At 45.3% G+C, this 20,579-nt stretch carries 12 protein-coding genes and 1 riboswitch; of the genes, 4 read left to right on the top strand and 8 right to left on the bottom strand.

Annotated features, from left to right (window positions below):
* Nucleotides 1-8: 8 nt before the first annotated feature.
* Nucleotides 9-2,762, top strand: a complete 2,754-nt coding sequence (locus tag ACWNM1_RS14755; RefSeq protein ID WP_449601517.1) for an O-antigen ligase family protein — start codon at nucleotides 9-11, stop codon at nucleotides 2,760-2,762.
* A 72-nt stretch (nucleotides 2,763-2,834) separates the two neighbouring features.
* Here ACWNM1_RS14755 and galU read toward each other — a convergent pair whose 3' ends face one another.
* The 7 genes from galU to uvrB all read right to left on the bottom strand — a co-directional run bounded on the left by galU (nucleotide 2,835) and on the right by uvrB (nucleotide 16,159).
* Nucleotides 2,835-3,722, bottom strand: a complete 888-nt coding sequence (galU, locus tag ACWNM1_RS14750; RefSeq protein WP_449601516.1) for a UTP--glucose-1-phosphate uridylyltransferase GalU — start codon at nucleotides 3,720-3,722, stop codon at nucleotides 2,835-2,837.
* Between the two features lie 313 nt (nucleotides 3,723-4,035).
* Nucleotides 4,036-6,558, bottom strand: a complete 2,523-nt coding sequence (locus ACWNM1_RS14745; RefSeq protein ID WP_449601515.1) for a DUF3656 domain-containing U32 family peptidase — start codon at nucleotides 6,556-6,558, stop codon at nucleotides 4,036-4,038.
* Between the two features lie 206 nt (nucleotides 6,559-6,764).
* Entirely contained in the window at nucleotides 6,765-8,678 is a 1,914-nt protein-coding gene (locus ACWNM1_RS14740) for a stalk domain-containing protein (RefSeq protein WP_449601514.1), read from the bottom strand.
* A 27-nt stretch (nucleotides 8,679-8,705) separates the two neighbouring features.
* Nucleotides 8,706-9,839 (bottom strand): S1C family serine protease, encoded by a 1,134-nt coding sequence (locus tag ACWNM1_RS14735; protein WP_449601513.1) that lies wholly within the window; start codon nucleotides 9,837-9,839, stop codon nucleotides 8,706-8,708.
* A 128-nt stretch (nucleotides 9,840-9,967) separates the two neighbouring features.
* A complete protein-coding gene (locus ACWNM1_RS14730; RefSeq protein ID WP_042192275.1) occupies nucleotides 9,968-10,177 on the bottom strand; it encodes a hypothetical protein in 210 nt (69 codons plus the stop codon).
* Nucleotides 10,178-10,888: 711 nt separating this feature from the next.
* Nucleotides 10,889-13,762, bottom strand: coding sequence for an excinuclease ABC subunit UvrA (gene uvrA, locus ACWNM1_RS14725; protein ID WP_042192277.1), 2,874 nt, complete (start codon nucleotides 13,760-13,762; stop codon nucleotides 10,889-10,891).
* A gap of 405 nt (nucleotides 13,763-14,167) precedes the next feature.
* Nucleotides 14,168-16,159, bottom strand: a complete 1,992-nt coding sequence (gene uvrB / locus ACWNM1_RS14720) for an excinuclease ABC subunit UvrB (protein WP_449601512.1) — start codon at nucleotides 16,157-16,159, stop codon at nucleotides 14,168-14,170.
* Between the two features lie 277 nt (nucleotides 16,160-16,436).
* Here uvrB and ACWNM1_RS14715 point away from each other — a divergent pair, with 277 nt between their 5' ends.
* Both ACWNM1_RS14715 and ACWNM1_RS14710 read left to right on the top strand, forming a co-directional pair.
* Complete coding sequence (locus tag ACWNM1_RS14715) at nucleotides 16,437-17,219, top strand: flagellar motor protein (RefSeq protein ID WP_449601511.1); 783 nt, start codon at nucleotides 16,437-16,439, stop codon at nucleotides 17,217-17,219.
* Complete coding sequence (locus ACWNM1_RS14710) at nucleotides 17,216-18,052, top strand: flagellar motor protein MotB (RefSeq protein WP_449601510.1); 837 nt, start codon at nucleotides 17,216-17,218, stop codon at nucleotides 18,050-18,052. Before ACWNM1_RS14715 ends, ACWNM1_RS14710 begins: the two co-directional genes overlap by 4 nt.
* Before the next feature lie 404 nt (nucleotides 18,053-18,456).
* Here the strand turns inward: ACWNM1_RS14710 and gcvH are convergent, their stop codons facing one another.
* The gene (gcvH, locus tag ACWNM1_RS14705; RefSeq protein ID WP_076286985.1) at nucleotides 18,457-18,849 is read right to left on the bottom strand and encodes a glycine cleavage system protein GcvH; all 393 of its coding nucleotides are present in this window, start codon (nucleotides 18,847-18,849) and stop codon (nucleotides 18,457-18,459) included.
* Nucleotides 18,850-19,127: 278 nt separating this feature from the next.
* Nucleotides 19,128-19,226: riboswitch (glycine riboswitch) on the top strand.
* A gap of 185 nt (nucleotides 19,227-19,411) precedes the next feature.
* Between gcvH and gcvT the strand changes: the two genes are divergently transcribed.
* Entirely contained in the window at nucleotides 19,412-20,524 is a 1,113-nt protein-coding gene (gene gcvT / locus ACWNM1_RS14700; protein WP_449601509.1) for a glycine cleavage system aminomethyltransferase GcvT, read from the top strand.
* Nucleotides 20,525-20,579: the final 55 nt, after the last annotated feature.

Genomic DNA, 20,579 nt, shown 5'->3' with positions numbered 1-20,579 from the left:
ATTATAACGTGTCGAAACCAGTATACGGTAAAAACGCCGCTCAGTCGAGAAATGTTGAAAAGATAGCAAGTCCGATCTGGGCCTTAGTTGTTGCTTTTATTTTATTTTTATGTTGGACCCCATTTCAAGTGGGATTATTTAACGGACAGCAGTTAGACTTCGAGAAGCCCATATATGTGTCTGCGCTAGTAAGTGGCCTTTTGCTGCTAGTCTGTGTTGGCTTATACTACAAAAAGTTCAAACTAGATGAACAGAGAGACTTAGTGGCTTCAGCCTCAATATTACTACCTCTGACTTATGCTCTATCATTGTTTGTCGCAGTTTCGCATTATATGGCGATGAATATGCTGTTTATTCAGAGCATGTATGTTGCAGTCTTCATTATAGCCTTTTATCTCTTGAAGCAAAAGCAAGTAAATGTTGTCATTCAAAATGCTATTTTAGCAATTGCTTATTTCATAATTGGTTTTGGACTCTTAAATTGGCTAGGCAGCAGTAAACTAGCGGGGACTCTCGTGGGTTGGTTCTCGAACACCGTTCGAAATGGCGTCTATTTAGATGCAGTTATGACTGACTCTAACGGACTTCGTCTGACTTCGATCTTTCAATATGCAAATACCTATGCTGCCTTCTTGATGGCTTTTCTGTTTGTAGCCATATTCGCTCTTATTCGCTCTAAAAAATGGTATGGAACGTTGACACATAGCTTTATGTTAGTTCCAATCATTGTATCAATCTTATTAACATTATCTCGCGGTGGTCTTGTATTACTACCTGTCGTATTTATATTACTTCTGTTGTTCTTGAAACCAGCACAGCAAATCCTCTGGATTCTGCATCTTGGTGTTGCCGGTATTGCTTCATTGCTCATTACGACTCCTGTGACTAACCTAGGTTTAGAGTTAAATACGAATTTCACTTCATCCGGCGCCTTGAAAGGCTGGGGATACCTGCTCGGAGCTTCAATAGTTGTGGCAGGCCTATGTTGGGTCATTCAGCGTTTAGTCTCGCCTTGGCTGGAGAAGAAGCTAAGTAATTGGTCTTCGCGTAAAATGACAGGTCTATGGATCCCACTTGGTTCTGTTGCACTCGTCGGAATTGTAGCTTTCCTTCTGATAGGTACTAGTGCAAAAAATATCTTACCTAGCAATATGGCGACTCGTCTTGAGAACATCAACTTCCAGCAACATAGTGTACTTGAACGGATTACTTTTTATAAAGACGCCATGAAGGTAGTTAAGGATTACCCGATTCTTGGTGCTGGTGGCGGAGGTTGGTCCTCGCTATATGAGCACTATCAGAACAACCCTTATACTAGCCGCCAAGTGCATAACTTCTTTTTACAATTCTTAATTGAGGTTGGGATCCTTGGTTTCATCGTATTTATGGGATTCATTTTGTATATTTTCTATAAATATATTCGTGGATATGTGAAACGGGATAAAAATGATTTTGAGAATGGTTTCTTTTATCTAATTATTGCTCTATCTATCCTTGTGCACAGCCTACTAGATTTCAATATGAGTTATGCCTTTATGGGAATACTTGTTTTCCTTGGTTTAGCTGGTATGGCAGTTGTTATGGATAGCAAACAGTTAAGCAAAAAATGGAATAAAACCGGTATACGCCTTGGGTATTTCGCTGTGCTATCGGTTGGAACTGTATTCCTGTTGTTCCTCTCCATCAGCTATATTGGTTCTAGTAATGCTGCCCTAAAGGGTAAAAATTTACTTGGGGTTAGTACTTCATACGAGGAAATTAAGAAACCATTAACTGAGGCTTTAAAAGCTCGTCCGGGTCATCCAGAATCAGTCTTGTACCTATCCTCTTTAGATCAGCAGGTATTTAGCCAAACCCAAGACGAACAATTTCTAAATGAAGCTTTTAACATACTGACTCGTGCACTAGAAGATGAGCCATACAACAAAAATATATTAACTCAACTGGCAAGCAATTATGACTTAAAGAACCAAAGTGATCTTGCATACGGTGTTTACCGTGAAAATGCTGATAAGTTCAACTGGGATATTAATTGGTATGATACTCTCATCAGCCGTTCCTTTGCATTAGGTCAGCAAGCACTTAATCAAAAGGATGAAGCTAAGAAGGAGGAGTATTTCACAGAAGAGCTTAGTGCATACAATCATGTTCTCGCCGGGGTAGAACATCTGAAGACTCTTCCACCAGAACAATTGCAAGGACGTCCATTCTCAGTAACACCAACTATAGCTTTAAACGTTGGAAAAATGCAGCTCTTATCTGGGCAAGAGGATGCAGCAAAAACAACTCTGAAGCTGAATTCAGATGCTAATTACACGGATATAATGAATAACGAAACTCCGTGGGATATAAATTGGTACAGTTCACTAATCAGCCGCTCATTTGATTTGGGGCAGGCAGCTTACGCACAACAAGATAATTCAGATAGAATAGAAAACATGAAAGCGGGCTTTGTCGTTGGGCTTTTGGCCTATAATCAGGTGCTTGCGGATAATGATCCTTCGAAAACATTTACTCCGGATGTGACATTGAAGGTAGGAAAAATGCAATATATGTCTGGACAGCTAGAAAGTGCAATCTCCATCTTGAAACCGGCCTTAAGCCAAGATTTCACAGATGCAACCAATCGGGAGATTACCCGTTGGTACGTTGCTGCACTGACGAGAACTGGTGGCGAAGATCAGGCGATATACAATTCACTGATCGCAGCTGATCCTGCGGAAGCAGCACAAATCGAGGCCATCGCAAATTCACAATTCTAAAAAAGGAAGAAATCAAAAAAGTGCGCCGCTGTAATTACAGCGGCGCACTTTTTTCAATGATATGAGTTCTATTTAAAGCCCAGCCTTAGCAACTTCGCTATCTACAAGCTCTTTCATATAACGAAGTAAATCATCTTTAAGCTCTTCATGCTGAAGTGCATAATGAATGGTGGTCTGAATGAAGCCCATCTTCTCACCAACATCATGACGTTTGCCTTCAAAGTCATAAGCAATAATCCGCTCCACTTCACTTAAGCGGGAGATGGCATCCGTTAGCTGAATTTCTCCACCTACACCCACCTGCTGTTCTCCAAGCATATCAAAAATACGTGGAGTTAAGATATACCGTCCTAGGATTGCTAGATTAGAAGGAGCATCTTCTCTCTTAGGCTTCTCTACTAGACGATTTGCCTTGTAGACACGTTCTGCCAAAGGCGAAGCGTCTACAACACCATAACGCGATACTTCTTCCCATGGAACGGGTTGAACGCCTACAATTGAAGATTTATATTCATCATAAACATCTATCATCTGTTTAAGGCACGGTTTATCCGCTTCAACGATATCATCACCTAGCAGAACAGCAAACGGCTCATTACCAATGAATTTACGTGCACACCAAATCGCATGTCCAAGACCTCTTGGTTCTTTTTGGCGAATGTAATGGATATCAGCCATTTCGGAGGATTTGCGAACGGATTCAAGAAGTTCCCACTTTTGCTTTTCTGCTAAGTTAAACTCTAGTTCAAAAGAGTTGTCGAAATGGTCTTCAATCGCACGTTTCCCTTTCCCCGTCACGATAATAATATCCTCGATTCCCGAAGCAACTGCTTCTTCGACAATATATTGGATCGTCGGTTTATCTACTATCGGTAGCATTTCTTTAGGCATTGCTTTAGTTGCAGGCAAAAAACGGGTACCAAGACCTGCAGCGGGGATAATGGCTTTACGGATCTTCATCACATTAACTCCTTCTGTCGGTTACTCTTCCATCTTAAATACTCTGTATAGTAAAATGGCATATTTCCTTTAATTATAGCAGTTATAACAGATTAATGTCAGAGTGTTTGTTATATTTGTATATCTATTCCAATCAAATCGGAGAGGAAGGAATTATATAAGTCTTTTACAAGATCCCCTCCTTTGCTAACTCTCACCTATACATTATCTAGTATATGCAATTAACAAAGAGGACGAGATTATTTCTATAAAAAAGGGCCAAGCAACACCAGTATCTCCTGGTAGTCACCTAGCCCTATTCCTTTAACCCTTTTTACTTCGCGTTAACCAATTGTCCCCGTGTAACCCCGAGCTGGTTGGTAGCCTTCAAGCTCTTCCATACCTGCGTACCAGAGATCTCACCACGTAGTGCGCGGCTATAGAGACTAATTACCTCAGCCACTTGCTCTGGTGTCTCTTCCAGGAACTCCACGCGGTACGAGGATACGCCTAGATCACGGAAATTGTTCAAATACTCCGCACCAGATTGCTCAACTGCGTTATAAACGGTATTACGGCAGCCTTCATCCACACGAACTGGATGTGACATTCCAATACGGTCTTGCAAAGAAGCGCGATGCTCTTCACATGGACGGCCACAGTTCGTAAAGTCTGTGCCTTCACTCATGAAGGTACAGTATACACAGTGCTCTGTGTGGAACATCGGCAAATGCTGATGAATAACGATCTCCATACGGGAAGTTTCGCTATGTTCAAGCAGATCAACCATCTGTTGAATGTTCAAGTCATAAGATGGTGTTACCATGTCACAGCCTGCCTCCAGGAACAGGTCCACTGCCTTATGATTGGCAATGTTCAGTGAGAAATCGCCGATCAGGCGAGGATACACAGCATCAGGCTGCTCTTGGCGGCGGCGCAGGTAATAATACAGCGCGCCGGTGTTGCGCACTAACACGGCATCAGGCTGCAGGCGCAGAATATTGGCGTGGTAGCCGTTCTCGCCCGGCATATGAATGCGCGGCGTGGCCAGCGCAATGCTGGCCCCTGCAGCCCGTACCGCATCTACCGCTGCCGGGAACTGTTTGATAAACTCGAAGTCGGCGTAGATGTTTCTCACGCCGGCCTCGAGCGCAGCCTGCACCTGCGGCAGGCTGCGGCACAGCGCGGTGAGCTCCGCTTCACCAGCGCGCTGCGGAGCGACGCCCCTGCGGGTAGCGTCGCCATAAACCTCGATCGCCCGTTTCACGTACACGGGCGGTTTCGGGCGCTCGCCCGCAAGCAGCTCCACCGCTTGGCGGCGGATGCTGTTCAGCTCGCGCATAGGGACGATCACGTCGCCTTGCAGATGCGACTCTAGAGCGTCAAGCTGGAACACGGTTCCGCCCAGGCGGCCGAATTGTTCTTCCAGCAGCGCGGCATCCATCGGACGCTTTTGCGCTGTTTCCAGCGCGAGCTCCGAGTCCACACGGACGGTAACGTTCTTCTGAACGTCCGTCCACCAGGTGGTCAGCTTCTCGCCGACGCAGCCCTGCACCCGCACATGTACCGGGAATACCCGGTACGGCTTCTCTGTCTCATAAGTCTGACGCAACGCCTTGTCTAGCGCAGGGTCATTCGTCTTCCAAATGCGGTCACCGACATTTAGACGACGCAGATCCACATCATTACGACCCGCTACGATGTCGATGATCCAGCCTTCTCCGGCTTCACCTTCGAGCTTCACACCTTTACGACGAAGATCGTATACGCGTCCACCTTCTTCTTTTTTCGTCGGATCCCCTGCATCAAACACGATTCCGTCTCCCCGCTTAAGCGGTGCGTGAATGCGGCAGACTACACCATCGCGAAGAATTTGTTCAACTGTTCCGAGATATACACCACGGCTTTTCGGGAAAGTCCCGTCTACGAGCTTTTTATTGTTCGTTCCATCTAGGAAACCATGCGTGAAACCGCGGGAGAAGCTTTGTTGCAGTTCACGAACTTCTTCATTAGATGGTTTAGACATATCGCCATCAAAATACCGGTCAATTGCCTTACGGTACTTACTAACTACATTCGCAACGTATTCCGGGCTCTTGAGGCGCCCTTCGATTTTGAAAGAAGTTACACCCGCCTCGATCAGCTCAGGCATAAGATCAATAGCTGCCAAATCCTTAGGAGAGAGCAAATAAGTCACATCACCCATTGGTTTAACTTCTCCATCCACCATCAGATCATAAGGCAGACGGCAAGCTTGGGCACATTCTCCGCGGTTGGCGGAGCGCCCACCCCACATTTCCGAAGTTAGACATTGACCCGAATAAGAGACACATAAAGCTCCGTGCACGAATACTTCCATCGGCAGACGGGCTTGTTCCCCAATCGTCTTAATTTGCTTCAGATTGTTCTCACGACCCAGTACCACACGTTCCAAACTGAAAGGCTTAGTGAACTCGACCGCCTCCGGAGAAGTAATCGTCATTTGTGTCGAACCATGAATCGGGAAATCCGGTGAGATTTCACGGATCATTTTGACCAAACCTAAATCCTGTACAATCACCGCATCCACGCCAGCATCTACACAAGCGTCAATCAGTTCTTTTGCATCGGACAGTTCATTTTCAAAAACCAGTATATTAAAGGTCAGGAAACCCTTCACACCATAGCTATGCAAAAACGCCATAATTTCCGTCAGCTCGTCCATGCGAAAGTTGTTCGCTCTCGCCCGTGCATTAAACTTCTCTACGCCAAAAAAGATAGCATCCGCTCCGTTCGCTACCGCCGCACGCATGCAGTCCCAGTCACCTGCAGGTGCCAATAGCTCCACGTCTTCTCTGCGTATTTGTTGCTCTTTCATTTATATCCTCCCAAACCGCCATGTGGCGGGTCATTTCTAGTTGATTAACTTGATAATTGTATCAAATATCACATCTCAGCGCCATGTGTTTACCAACATTTATATAAAGAAAAGAACGCCCCACGCCATTTTGGCTACAAGGACGTTCTCGTCTAAATGAATTACACTCTACTATTAGTTAGTCATGAACTCCAAACACCTCTAAACTACTCATTCCCCGTAAACCGAAACGACTGCAGCGTTTTATCCAACAAAGCCTGCTGTTCTGTAGTGGCATTGGCATCATTCAGCGTAACAGTAATCGTGTAGACCACCTCATTTTTGCCAAAAACAACTTGCTTGCTGCGGAGAGGAACGCCATTCTTGATTTGATGTACGGTAAGGATCGTAGCAGGAACACCTGCAAAGGTAGACTCCACTATACTTTCAATGCGAGGACCTTTAGGATCATTATTTTTATTCTGATAAGAATCTTTGAGCATATTCACCGCATAATCGACTGAGCCCTCAGATTTCGAGTTAATCTGGAAACGTCCTCCGATGAACCGATACTCTACCAACTGTGTCTCGAATACATCTTGATTGGGTGTCCATAAACGTGGAATGTCGATGGCATAGCCGTATCTTTTGGATACTTTGGTTATCGTTTTATTCTTGATTGTCTTATAGTCATCGCTAGCGAGTCGCCCGAAGTTCTCCTTCAACAGATCAAAATCAATATCAATAGAGGATATAATAGCTTTGAATTTGGCCTTATCGTCTTCTTGTCCAGGAGGTGTCACATATTCAAAATAGTAACGGTACCCATTCTTGAGCACGAGTGCCTGATATTCTGTCGCCCAACCGTTGCCGAAATTCAGCTGTGTCTCACTTATTTGCGCAGGTACGCCTGAGATTTCAGACTTCATGCTACCTTTAACAACATAAGCGTCCGCTACAAAGTTCTCTTGCGTTTTTGTCTTCAGCTCTTCAGCCCAGCTCTCTAGTGTAGAACCAGCAGGTGCCGATGTAATCGCCACACTTAAATGACTTCCTTGTTTGCTTTCATAATAGAAATGCTGGTCATCCTTAGTCCAAGCGGCAGGAACCTGTAGTGAGATGCCATAGTCCTCATTATAGGCTTCACTCAAGCCATTTTTTACCGTAGAGAGATCACGGATTTTGTTATCCTTAGTGTCAAAAGAGGGTCGAAAAGAGCTCAGTAACCCCGCATATTTGTCTAAATCTTTATAATTAGTGGCTTTCTCATCCGTCAAATAAATCTCGTAAAGTCTACCTTCAGCATAGATCAGCCTGTTTTCCCAGAGTGCTCCGCTGGAATCTTTACTGACCAATCGTGCATAGGGTACAGAGGCTTTGGGGAACGACTCCCGGTCTAATATCAGCTCACTGCCTAACTCGACTTCCCGGACTAGTTGTTCTAATAGCCCATCTGCATCAACAGCAACTGCCTGATCACTTGCATGAATCTCCAAATAATAAAGATTGTCCGCACTGGAGAAGGTAGCCTCACTCTCATCACCACCGCTATTTCCAGCAATCAGTCCAGACGGATAATTCAGTGTCCATCGATAATAGCTGTTCCCAATTTGCGTCTTCCCCACATCGCTATCAATACCAGTATCCACTGGCACATCGCCTTCATTGTCTGTAGGAACTAAGGTAATGATCAACTCACCACCGTTACCCTGGGAGAGGGTTGCACCCAGTACACTCGCCACAAAACGCAGCGGTACCATCAGCACACCTGAAACCATCCGAGGCGCGGAGGTGAGTTTAACTTTAGTCTCATCCTTCCAGGCACTAATACTACCAATCGTCATTAACCCTGTATGAGAGCCGTACGTTACTTTCACTACATCATTTCCTTCTAAGGAAACCGTGCTGCCAAATGTCTTTTTAAAAACCCCGAGCGGTACCATAACCGTTCCGTTCTCCATATAAGGCTGCTCGATAGTCACCTTCTTGCCATTCACCGTAGCAGAAGTACTGCCAACTTTAAGACTCAGCTGTAGCTTGTCTGTTTCTGCTGCCCGTGCGGTTGGTATCGGTAATATAGAAAATAGCAATAATAAGGCCAGCATCGCACACAATCCTTGTTTTAAAACTTTAAAGCCCATTTTCCGTCCCCCTCTCGAGTTTCCTGATCACTCTTCCGTATGCTCGTCTCCATCTGCTCCTGCACCCTCTTCACTTAATAGGGGATCACCCTGAGTGAGCACCAGCTTACGGATGACGATATCCCCATCACTTTGCATAACCAGTCGTACCGTTGTACCTGGAGAATAGCTTTTAAACAATTCGTTAATATCAACTAGTGAGACCACACGGTGGCCGTCAATGCTGTACAAGACGTCGTCTTCGGCAACACCCGCCTTGCGTGCTTCAGCAGAAATCACTTTGGTTACAGTCAGGGGATCAAGCGTTGGCAAGCCCACAATCGAGGACCAACTCGGCTCTAACTCCAATCCAAGACTCGGGTGTTTTACTTCACCGTACTTAAAAAGCTGGTTCATAATATACTGCACGGTATCCGACGGTATTGAGAAGCCCATATTCTCCACGCCCACCGCTGAGTATTTCAGGCTGTTTATTCCAAGCACTTCGCCCTTCATATTCACTAGCGGCCCCCCGCTATTCCCGGGGTTAATCGCTGTGTCACTTTGGATCAGACGATAAGCCGCAGCTACTTCACGGTTAAGGCCACTTATAACCCCTACGGTCGCTGAATTCCTTAGAGAAAAGCTAATCGGTGTTCCGACAGCCACTACCTTCTCACCAACAACGGTTTTGCCGGTCGATGGAATAAACTTTGCAGGTTTAAGGGAGGTTGCATTGATTTTGATCAGGGCCAGATCACTAACTTCATCTAGATATGTTTCTTTAATGCTGTAGGTTTTGGAGTCCGACGTCACTACCAAGGCATTCTGCAGATCTTTGATGACATGTGCATTGGTTACAATCCATCCATTCGATTTCACAATAATGCCAGAACCATGCGTTAGATTGTATCGATCATCCGGTCCGCTAGTCTCCCCACTATCGTCTTTGCCGATAATGCCCACTACGGAGGGGGTGATACTTTTAATAATCCCTGGGACAGGGTCTTCAGCTGCTGTAGAATTTTTGATTTTGTTTTTCTGGGTAGTCGTCGCCGTGCTAACCTTCTTAGTCGTACTACCAAACGCATAAACCGACTCACTCCATACTCCTGACAGCAACACACCACATAACAGCAGGCCCAATCCTTTCTTCACCAGCTTCTCCCCAATCCTCATCAACCTTCACCAGACCCTCTCTCTGCACATGGATAAATTTTACATTATATAATTTGAAAAAAGACACCTTCAATGCGCTCGCGGCGTTAAAGGAGTCTTTTGGTGCAAAGCTGTTCAATTTAATTCTTACGTTAACTTAACCAATGCATCACCATAGCATAGTCAGAGATTATAAAAACCAACAAACTAACCGCTCCAAAAGCAATGGCGAACTTGTTCTTCTGGGGAGCTCTCAGTAACCGAACGACTCCAACCAAAATTAGGATAGTGAATAAAATCATAAAAACATCAAAGGTATGAAATTTAGACGGTCCTTGCGCGGCAACTTCTGCAAGTAGCATTACCTTACCTCCTCAAAAATGTTGTCAAGCAAGATCCAGTATTCCCCATATCCTCTTCTATGTTATCGCTACCATTTGGGCGATGCAATAGGTTTTGTAGAAAAATTATGTATTTGTCGCAAAAAAAATATTTTATTACTGCAAAATCGGATAAATTATTGATTTTGTTCATTGACGTTTGGTGTTTTCCGGCGAAAGCGATACAAACCTAACGAGTAATGCTCTAATTTTTTGAAGGTGATGAAATGAAGTATCAGTTATGGATTAAGCCCCCTCAAATTAGCCGATTATCGGTTTGATTTTAGTTCTAAGGCTGCTTCCCCAATCTAGTAGCTGAAGCTTTTAATAGAACAAAATGTATATTACAATTAGTTATTTATTTTTCAAGGAACCATAGAGCCTACAGTTATTCTATTACCCATTAAGTATACTTACAGCAACAGCATGTTCCTCATTAAATCTTACGACGGACATGCCCTACATATGCCTATCCCGTCTATTATTTAGTATTCTTTTTATAGGAGTCATATAACGTTTACTAGAAAACTCACATCAGAACGGTTAAAGGCTCTAATTTACAGGTGACTACCAGCAATTGTACCGATCAATTGTTTTCCCAAAATAATAATTTTGGACAATAAACAATAAAGGCCACGGCAAATTGCCGCGACCTTTATTATTTAGTAGTTATACTATCCAGCTATTTATAACTTAGGTAGTTTCCGCCGTCTCAAGCATAAGTGCTTCAGTACGCTCCGTATCACGAATCAGAACTGGCTTCAGATACTTACCTGTGTAAGACTCCGTAACAGTAATGATCTTCTCTGGTGTTCCTGTTGCCAGTACGGTTCCGCCGCCACTGCCGCCTTCTGGTCCCATATCGATGATATAATCCGCAGTCTTAATAACGTCCAGATTATGCTCAATGACAAGAACCGATTCTCCGGAATCCACCAAGCGGTGCAATACTTCTAGTAAACGACCAATGTCGTCCACATGCAGACCTGTTGTAGGCTCATCCAAAATATAGAGTGTCTTGCCTGTACTACGACGGTATAGCTCAGAAGCCAACTTCACACGCTGCGCTTCACCACCGGATAATGTTGTACCTGGCTGACCAATCTTAATGTAGCCAAGACCCACATCCATCAGCGTTTGCATTTTACGATGAATACGAGGGATATTCACGAAGAACTCTGTAGCATCCTCTACTGTCATCTCCAGCACGTCGGAAATGTTTTTCCCTTTATATTTCACTTCTAGTGTTTCCCGGTTATAACGTTTACCTTTACATACCTCGCAAGGAACGTATACGTCAGGCAAGAAGTGCATCTCAATCTTGATAATTCCATCCCCACGGCAAGCTTCACAGCGTCCGCCTTTTACGTTAAAGCTAAAGCGTCCCTTTTGGAACCCCCGTACCTTTGCCTCATTCGTCTTCGAGAACAGATCACGAATATCGTCAAATACGCCAGTATAGGTTGCTGGGTTAGAGCGTGGTGTACGCCCGATTGGTGATTGGTCGATTTCAATAACCTTATCGAGATTTTCCAAGCCGCGAATTTCTTTGTGCTGACCCGGACGCACCTTCACAGCCTTATTCAGCTGCCGTGCCAAGCTCTTGTACAGAATTTCGTTAATAAGTGAAGATTTACCGGAGCCCGATACACCAGTCACCGCCGTAAATACACCCAATGGAATCTTCACATTCACATTTTTCAGGTTATTCTCTTTAGCGCCACGGATTTCTATCCAACGATCATCGGTAGCACGACGCTTAGCGGTTACCGGAATAAACTTACGACCGCTCAAATATTCACCGGTTAAAGAATTCGGATCTTTCATAATCTCTTCTGGTGTTCCTTGCGCCATAACTTGTCCACCATGAATACCCGCACCCGGTCCGATATCAATAATATAGTCCGCTGCCATCATCGTATCTTCGTCATGCTCTACAACAATCAACGTATTGCCTAGGTCACGCATATGAGCAAGCGTAGAGATCAGGCGATCATTATCCCGTTGATGCAGACCAATACTTGGCTCATCCAGAATGTACAGTACACCCATCAAACTGGAACCGATCTGAGTGGCCAACCGGATACGCTGTGCTTCACCACCAGATAGCGAGCCTGCTGCGCGGCTAAGTGTCAAATAGTCCAATCCGACATTCACCAGGAACCCCAGACGATTGCAGATTTCCTTAAGAATGAGATTCGCGATAGCTGTCTCTTTCTCACTTAACTTTATTTCTTCAAACCAATGCTGACAATCACCAATCGAGAGATCGGTAATATCCGAAATATTTTGTTCGTTGATCGTCACCGCCAAAATTTCTTTCTTCAGACGTTTGCCCTTACAGACATGACAAGGCTTAGCACTCATAAATCCTTCGATAAATTCACGAATACCGTCAGATGCGGTCTCCCGGTAACGACGCTCCAGATTCGGAATAATCCCTTCAAAAGCAACCATCGCATCTTTCTTTTGTCCAAAATCATTCTCATATTTGAAGCGAACCTTCTCGCTACCTGTACCATGCAGTAGTTTATTCATATGATCAGGTGTTAAACTGCTCACTGGAACGTTCTGTGGAATATTAAAATGCTCACACACGGACTTCAGAAATTGCGGATAGTAATTAGAAGTACTTCCGGTCCAAGCTAAAAAAGCACCTTCTTCAATCGATTTCTCAGCATCAGGAATAAGCAGATCTGGATCGACCACCATCTTCATTCCAAGTCCATCGCACTCTGTGCAGGCTCCAAACGGACTGTTGAAGGAGAACATACGTGGTGCCAGCTCTTCAATACTGAAACCACAAATTGGACAAGCAAAGTTAGAGCTGAACAGCAGCTCTTCCTGACCGATGATATCCACAAGGATTTTACCGCCAGAAAGTTTAAGTGCCGTCTCCAGTGAATCCGTCAGCCGGGTCTCCACATCGTCTTTAACGACGATCCGGTCTACAACAACTTCTATGGTGTGTTTTTTATTCTTCTCAAGTTCAATATCCTCAGACAGATCTCTTAGCTCACCGTCCACACGCACACGTACGAACCCTTGCTTAGAAATGTCTGTGAAAAGTCCTTTATGTTCCCCTTTACGCCCTGAAATGATAGGTGCCAGGATCTGCAAACGAGTCTTCTCTGGATACTGCATAATCCGGTCTACCATCTGTTCTACAGTCTGGGAGGTAATCTCAATTCCATGCTCTGGACAATGTGGGTGACCGATCCGTGCGAAAAGCAACCGCAGATAGTCATAAATTTCAGTTACCGTACCAACTGTGGAGCGCGGGTTGCGGCTTGTTGTCTTCTGATCAATAGAGATTGCCGGGGATAATCCGTCTATCGAATCCACATCCGGCTTCTCCATTTGCCCCAAGAACTGACGAGCATAAGCTGACAAAGATTCAACATAACGCCGCTGTCCTTCAGCATAAATCGTGTCAAATGCAAGCGAAGACTTACCCGAGCCGCTCAGCCCCGTCAGCACGACGAAACGGTCACGTGGAATCGTCACATCGATGTTTTTGAGATTGTGCGCTCTCGCGCCTTTAATTACAATATTATCGTTCGCCAACGGAACCTCTCCTTAATGAATCAAATATCAAAACTTTAACGATTTCAGAGCTTTATTAAAAGCGTTTCCGATCCCTCCCAAACCCTCCCTTCCAAGGGAGGGCCCCAAGGGTTGCACCCTCTGGACACCTGCATTTTTTTGGCGAAGGAGGTTGGGGGACCGGACTTAGTGACGACGGCGTTCGGATCGCTTATCCCTACGGGACCGCTTGGACGTTTAGAGTAGGAACACGCAACTGTCATAGACGTTGCGTGATGCTGTCCCTGCGGGATACGCACAAGTGCCAATACATTACGTTACGCTCTCCCTGCGGGATGCGCGTCCATCTATTTATTCAAAAAGAACGGCCTGGGACAGCACCGTTCAATTACTTATTTTAAATATCGGTGATGCATTTAAGGTTTATTACTCGGCCCGAAGCTCCAACAATGCGTCACGCAGCTCTGCCGCGCGTTCGAATTGCAGGTTCTTCGCAGCGTCCTTCATCTCGGATTCCAGACGCTGAATCAGGCTTTGTTTCTCTTTCTTATTCATCTTGCCACCAACACCCGTGAGGTAATCCGCTTTGGACTCGGCAACCTTCGTTGCCTCAATGATGTCACGCACCTTTTTATTAATGGTGGTTGGGGTAATGCCGTGCTTCTCATTATGGGCGATCTGAATGGCGCGACGACGCGACGTTTCGCTCATCGCCTTCTCCATCGAATCAGTGATTCGATCACCGTACATGATTACACGACCCTCGGAGTTACGGGCCGCACGACCAATCGTCTGAATTAGGGAGCGTTCGGAACGAAGGAAGCCCTCTTTATCCGCATCGAGAATAGCGACCAGCGATACTTCCGGGAGGTCGAGACCTTCTCTTAGCAGGTTAATCCCTACTAGAACATGGAATGTACCAAGCCGTAGATCACGTAAGATCGCCATCCGCTCCAGCGTTTTGATGTCAGAGTGCATGTAACGAACCTTAATCCCGATTTCCTTAAAGTAATCCGTCAGATCCTCCGACATCTTCTTCGTCAACGTTGTGACGAGTACACGTTCGTCTCGTTCCACCCGATCACGAATTTCACTAATCAAGTCATCAATTTGTCCCTCTGTAGGACGAACCTCAATGATCGGATCCAAAAGACCTGTAGGCCGGATAATCTGCTGCACCATGGTGTCGCAGTGCTCCATTTCATATGGGCCTGGTGTCGCTGAAACATATACGATCTGCTTCACCTTTTCTTCGAATTCCTCGAACTGGAGTGGACGGTTATCCAGCGCAGACGGCAAACGGAAACCATGCTCTACCAGTACCGTCTTACGCGCCCGGTCACCGTTATACATCGCCCGAATCTGCGGAAGCGTTACATGGGACTCATCAATAATGATCAGCATATCATCCGGAAAATAATCCATTAATGTATACGGAGTTGCCCCTGGTTCACGGAAGGTGAGCGGTCCGGAATAGTTCTCAATCCCAGAGCAGAAGCCCACTTCTTTCATCATCTCAATATCATAACGTGTCCGTTGTTCCAGACGCTGAGCTTCAAGAAGCTTCCCTGCATCACGAAGCACAGTTAAGCGATCTTCCAGCTCCTTTTCAATGTTGATCAGTGCTACACGCATTGTTTCTTCCTTGGTAACAAAGTGAGACGCCGGGAAAATAGCAACATGATCGCGCTCCCCGATCAGTTCACCCGTCAGTACATCAATCTCAGTGATTCGCTCAATTTCATCACCGAACAATTCGACCCGAATGGCATGTTCGCCCTGAGATGCCGGGAAAATCTCAACCACATCACCACGTACACGGAAGGTTCCGCGTACAAAATTGATATCATTACGCTGGTACTGGATATCCACTAGCCTGCTCAAAATCTCATTTCGAGGCTTCTCCATCCCTACCCGCAATGACAAAAGCAAGCTTCCGTATTCCATCGGCGAACCGAGGCCGTAAATACAAGACACACTCGCCACAATAATAACGTCACGCCGTTCGAACAAGGAACTCGTTGCGGAGTGGCGCAGTTTATCAATCTCTTCATTAATACTGGAGTCTTTCTCGATATAAGTATCGGAGGAGGGAATATACGCCTCTGGTTGGTAATAGTCGTAGTAGCTGACGAAATAGTCTACCGAATTATGCGGAAAAAACTCCTTAAACTCACTGGCCAATTGGGCAGCCAAAGTCTTGTTGTGCGCAATAACTAACGTCGGGCGGTTTAATTTGGAAATAACTTGTGCAACGGTAAACGTCTTACCCGTACCCGTCGCGCCCAGCAGCGTCTGGTGCTTCTTGCCCTGCCGGATGCCTTGTAGTAATTCCTCTATGGCATGAGGCTGATCGCCCTGGGGTGTATACTCGGACTCCAATTCAAAAGTCTTTGTACTGACGACAATATCACTCATTTGCCCGTCTCCCCTCTATCGTCTAAACTAGATTAATATATTATAATTGTTGTCTGAATGTTCTCTCTCCATACGATGGCAAGCTAAATCGCCTTTGGTGTCTCTAAAAGACGTTAAGCGTTTGTGCGAGAATTATAAGGATTAAAGTATAACGTGAAACTTATACTTTCTTATAATTAAAAAATATGGAAGATAAGAATATGTGTTCCCGTTCATTATACAGTGTTGACTAGATCGTTGCAAACCATAATACATAGAAATGTTAGGAGCTTGAAGCATGGATATTACCTCAATAATCGGTCTATTGGCTGGACTGGCTGCGTTAATCGGCGGCTATCTTTGGGAAGGCGGAAGCCTCTCAGGACTGCTGCAGCTTAATGCAGCTTTGATTGTGTTCGGGGGTACGTTTGCCGCCGTTATGATCAGCTTCCCGGCATCTAAGCTGCGCTCCATTCCAGCAGCACTACGCATGGCTTTCGGTAGCAACCCTGATCGTGATGTAGAAAAAGCAGAAGAACTCATTGCAATGGCAACCTTGGCCCGGCGCGGCGGCGTTTTAATGTTAGAAAAACAAGCTGAAGAACATCCGGACCCTTTTACACGTGAAGGTCTACTTCTTATTGTAGACGGTACTGATCCTGAGCAGGTAAGACAGATTCTTGAATTAGAAATGGATGCTAAAGAATTGAAGCATGAGAACTATGCTAAGATTTTTGAAGCTGCAGGTGGATATGCACCAACGATGGGAATTATCGGGACGGTGATGGGGCTCATCCGTGTACTTGGCAACCTTACAGATCCGTCAAATCTGGGCACATCTATCGCAGTGGCATTTACCGCAACACTGTACGGTGTTGCCATCGCTAATTTAATATTTTTACCCATCGCTTCCAAAATCAAATCCCGCAGTCAAAGCCAGCTACATAGTATGGAAATGCTGCTCGTCGGCATTCTTTCTTTGCAGAACGGGGATCACCCCTTGCTGGTGCGTAAAAAACTGAACTCATTCATCTCAGACACGGACACGAATGACCGTTCAGAAACTAGAGGTCTTTTATGAGACAAAGAGACCGGCGCAAACGGCGTGTAGAGACTCGGGAAAGCCGCGACCGTTGGATGATTACTTATGCTGATCTAATTACACTTTTACTTATTTTTTTCGTTATATTGTATGCGATGAGCAGCCTGGATACTGACAAATATAACATCGTGACAGGCTCGTTATCCGAGACCTTCAAGTCTGGCAGCACTGTCCTTGAGGGTGGGAACGGCATTTTAGATGCTGGGAAATCAACTGAGAACAAACCGGAAAGTACAGACGGGAATGGGAATGCAGCTGCAACTGCGAGACCGAATGATGGATCTGCTGAACAAACGGAGAACGAAACACCTTCGGCACGTGAACTTGCTTTTCGAGAACAAGAGGCTAAACTTGCTGAATTAATGGGTGTGATCACGAACTATGTAGAGGAAAATAATCTCGGAGAACAAATTTTTGTTGCCGACAAACCGCAGGGGATAGAAATCACACTCAGTGACCGGTTTCTCTTCGATATAGGTAAGGCAGACCTGAAGTCTCCAGCCCTCCCTGCTCTTCAGCAGTTATCTGGCTTATTCAGCGATATCGGCGCAAAGATCAGCATTGAAGGACATACCGACAATACTCCAGTATCTTCGACTTCTCACTATAACGACAACTGGGAGCTATCTGGTGCTCGTGCGCTGTCAGTGCTTCGCTTTTTCTTAGATCGGGAGGGATTGAATCCCGACAATTTTCAATACGCAGGTTATGCTGATACCCAGCCCACCGCGGATAATACAACGGCAGCAGGTCAACAAAAGAACCGCCGTGTAGAGATCATTGTGCTTCGACAGCTTCAAGAGGGTGCATAAAAAATGTTTTACTCAGAGCTAGTTACAGTAGCTAGCTCTGTGCGGGAGCGAATCTGCTTATCAACATACCAAAATGGGCTCGCCACTATTTATTACGGAAATACTCCCTGATTAATACCCTATTTAGTCAGAAATAGCCTTTTCACTGAAATTTTAGGGAAGAATTCCCTAAAACCCTTAGTGTCACCCTATATTCGTCTAAAATAAGGGAGGTTTCCCCTAATTCCACAACCAGTAGATTCGCTTTTAAATAAAACCCCATAATTCCAAATAATACCAGTATTTAACGCAAAAATCACCACCACTATCTATATAAAAACACCAAACAGCAAGTCCCCAAAAACGGAAACTTGCTGCTTCAAATATCACATGCAATGAAATTAATATACACTGAAAAAACCCAATTACTCTCCTACCAATGCACGATATCCGGCTGCATCTAGCAGTCCTTTTACAGCATCAGCATACTCTCCGTCCACTTCAATTTCAAAAATCCAACCTTCACCATACGGCTTATCATTAATTAGCTCTGGACTAGCTTCTAAACCATCATTAATCTTGGTAACCTTCCCAGAAACGGGTGAATAGAGTTCCGATACGGTCTTAACGGATTCGATACTACCTACGCTGTCGCCAGCTGAAATGGCCGAACCCACTTCTGGAAATTCCACAAACACGATATCGCCTAACAAATGCTGAGCATGATCCGTAATCCCAACACGTACTACGCGTCCTTCCACTTGCTGTGCCCACTCATGCTCTTCGCTGTAAAGAAGGTTATCTAAAACTTCACTCATTTCAAGCCGCCTCATTTCCAAATTGGAATTCTAAATTTAGTTATAGCCTAAGTGATCCCGGAGCATAATGTCAATGTTACTAACAGTAAAATAAATTTGTCGTTTTTTTGACTTTTTCTTGTTGACAGCGCCCTCCTATACCCGTTTAATGGAGACATACAAGAAGAAACGACGATGTCGTCTTTTTTATAGACGATAACCGTTTCTCGAAGAAATATAAGGATAATGTATAATGTGAAACATATACTTTCTTATATTTGAAACAAATACAGTTGCGGATGATGGCATAGGGAGAGACTGTCTCACTTGAAGACGGCGCCGAAGGAGTAAGCCCTAACAGGGGTGAATCTCTCAGGCAAAAGGACCTTTGTCGGACGTACCTCTGGAGAGCATCAGACGCGAGGCTGAGTGCGTCAGGTCACCAACGGGGAAACTTGCAGGTTAGTTACGCAGGGTAACTCTCAGGTACAAAGGACAGAGCAGAAAGCGATTAGTGCATTTATGCATGATTGCTTCTGCCTGTCCTTTTTTTCGTATGTAATCAGACTAGGGGAGTGACGACATGGATGCTTTGAAAAGAACGCCTTTTTATGATCTCTATTCCGCCTATGCGGAGTCCAGGTGCATTGATTTTGGCGGTTGGGAGCTGCCAGTACAGTTTACAGGTATCGTGAAGGAGCATGAGGCTGTTCGCCAGCAGGCTGGACTGTTCGATGTATCGCATATGGGTGAATTCATGGTGATCGGAAGCGGCGCTGAAGCCTTTTTACAAAAAATGACGACCAACGATGTCAGCCGCCTTACCGATGGTGCGGCACAATATACGCTGCTCTGTTATCCAAACGGCGGTGTGGTCGACGATTTGCTCGTGTATCGACTAAGTGAAGGCCGTTATATGCTTGTCGTAAATGCCTCCAACATCGATAAGGACTTCCAGTGGCTGCAAGAGCATCTGACCTCTGAATTCGATGAAGTCACACTCACTAATGTCTCTGACGAGACGCTTTTGCTCGCCTTGCAAGGTCCGCTGGCAGAGACCATACTCGCAGAAGTTACTGATGCACCGATCTCAACGCTCAAGCCTTTCCACTTCATCGAACTCGCAACCGTCTGCGGTGTAGAAGTACTGATCTCCCGTACGGGTTATACCGGTGAAGATGGCTTCGAAATTTACGCTCCACTGGATGGGGCAGCAACGTTATGGAACGGCCTTCTCGCAGTTGGCGCTCCTCACGGATTAACACCTGCTGGACTGGGCGCTCGTGATACGCTGCGTTTTGAGGCAAAACTGCCACTGTACGGTCAGGAGCTGTCGGCTGACATCACGCCTCTTGAAGCAGGGATTCAGTTTTTCGTAAAGCTGGACAAAGCAGACTTCATCGGTCGTGATGCGTTAGTGCAGCAAAAAGAAGCCGGTCTTCCCCGCCGCCTTGTTGGTCTAGAAATGATTGATCGAGGCATTCCACGCTCCCATTATCCAGTCTATGCGGACGGCATCAAAATCGGAGAGGTCACAACTGGAACTCAATCACCAACGCTCAAACGCAACCTGGGATTAGCTTTGCTTGATACAGCTTACAGTGAAATTGGCACAGAGGTATTCGTAGAGATACGCGGCAAGCAGCTTAAGGCTGTCGTGATTAAGGCCCCTTTTTACAAGTATAAACGCCTTTAGCATCCATATTAGGACGGTTAGCTTTAAGCGAGAAATAGAAGGATAAAGTATAGCG

This window comes from Paenibacillus sp. Marseille-Q9583, assembly GCF_976954365.1.
Note: the sequence above shows the minus strand (reverse complement) of the source record. Positions and strands in the feature narration are given on the sequence as shown.

What these genes read in the sequence shown, in the direction of transcription:
- uvrB (WP_449601512.1), bottom strand. Translation starts at nt 16,159, where the DNA reads ATGAGTGATATTGTCGTCAGTACAAAGACTTTTGAATTGGAGTCCGAG.
- ACWNM1_RS14740 (WP_449601514.1), bottom strand. Translation starts at nt 8,678, where the DNA reads ATGGGCTTTAAAGTTTTAAAACAAGGATTGTGTGCGATGCTGGCCTTA.
- ACWNM1_RS14710 (WP_449601510.1), top strand. Translation starts at nt 17,216, where the DNA reads ATGAGACAAAGAGACCGGCGCAAACGGCGTGTAGAGACTCGGGAAAGC.
- ACWNM1_RS14730 (WP_042192275.1), bottom strand. Translation starts at nt 10,177, where the DNA reads ATGCTACTTGCAGAAGTTGCCGCGCAAGGACCGTCTAAATTTCATACC.
- ACWNM1_RS14745 (WP_449601515.1), bottom strand. Translation starts at nt 6,558, where the DNA reads ATGAAAGAGCAACAAATACGCAGAGAAGACGTGGAGCTATTGGCACCT.
- galU (WP_449601516.1), bottom strand. Translation starts at nt 3,722, where the DNA reads ATGAAGATCCGTAAAGCCATTATCCCCGCTGCAGGTCTTGGTACCCGT.
- gcvH (WP_076286985.1), bottom strand. Translation starts at nt 18,849, where the DNA reads ATGAGTGAAGTTTTAGATAACCTTCTTTACAGCGAAGAGCATGAGTGG.
- gcvT (WP_449601509.1), top strand. Translation starts at nt 19,412, where the DNA reads ATGGATGCTTTGAAAAGAACGCCTTTTTATGATCTCTATTCCGCCTAT.
- ACWNM1_RS14715 (WP_449601511.1), top strand. Translation starts at nt 16,437, where the DNA reads ATGGATATTACCTCAATAATCGGTCTATTGGCTGGACTGGCTGCGTTA.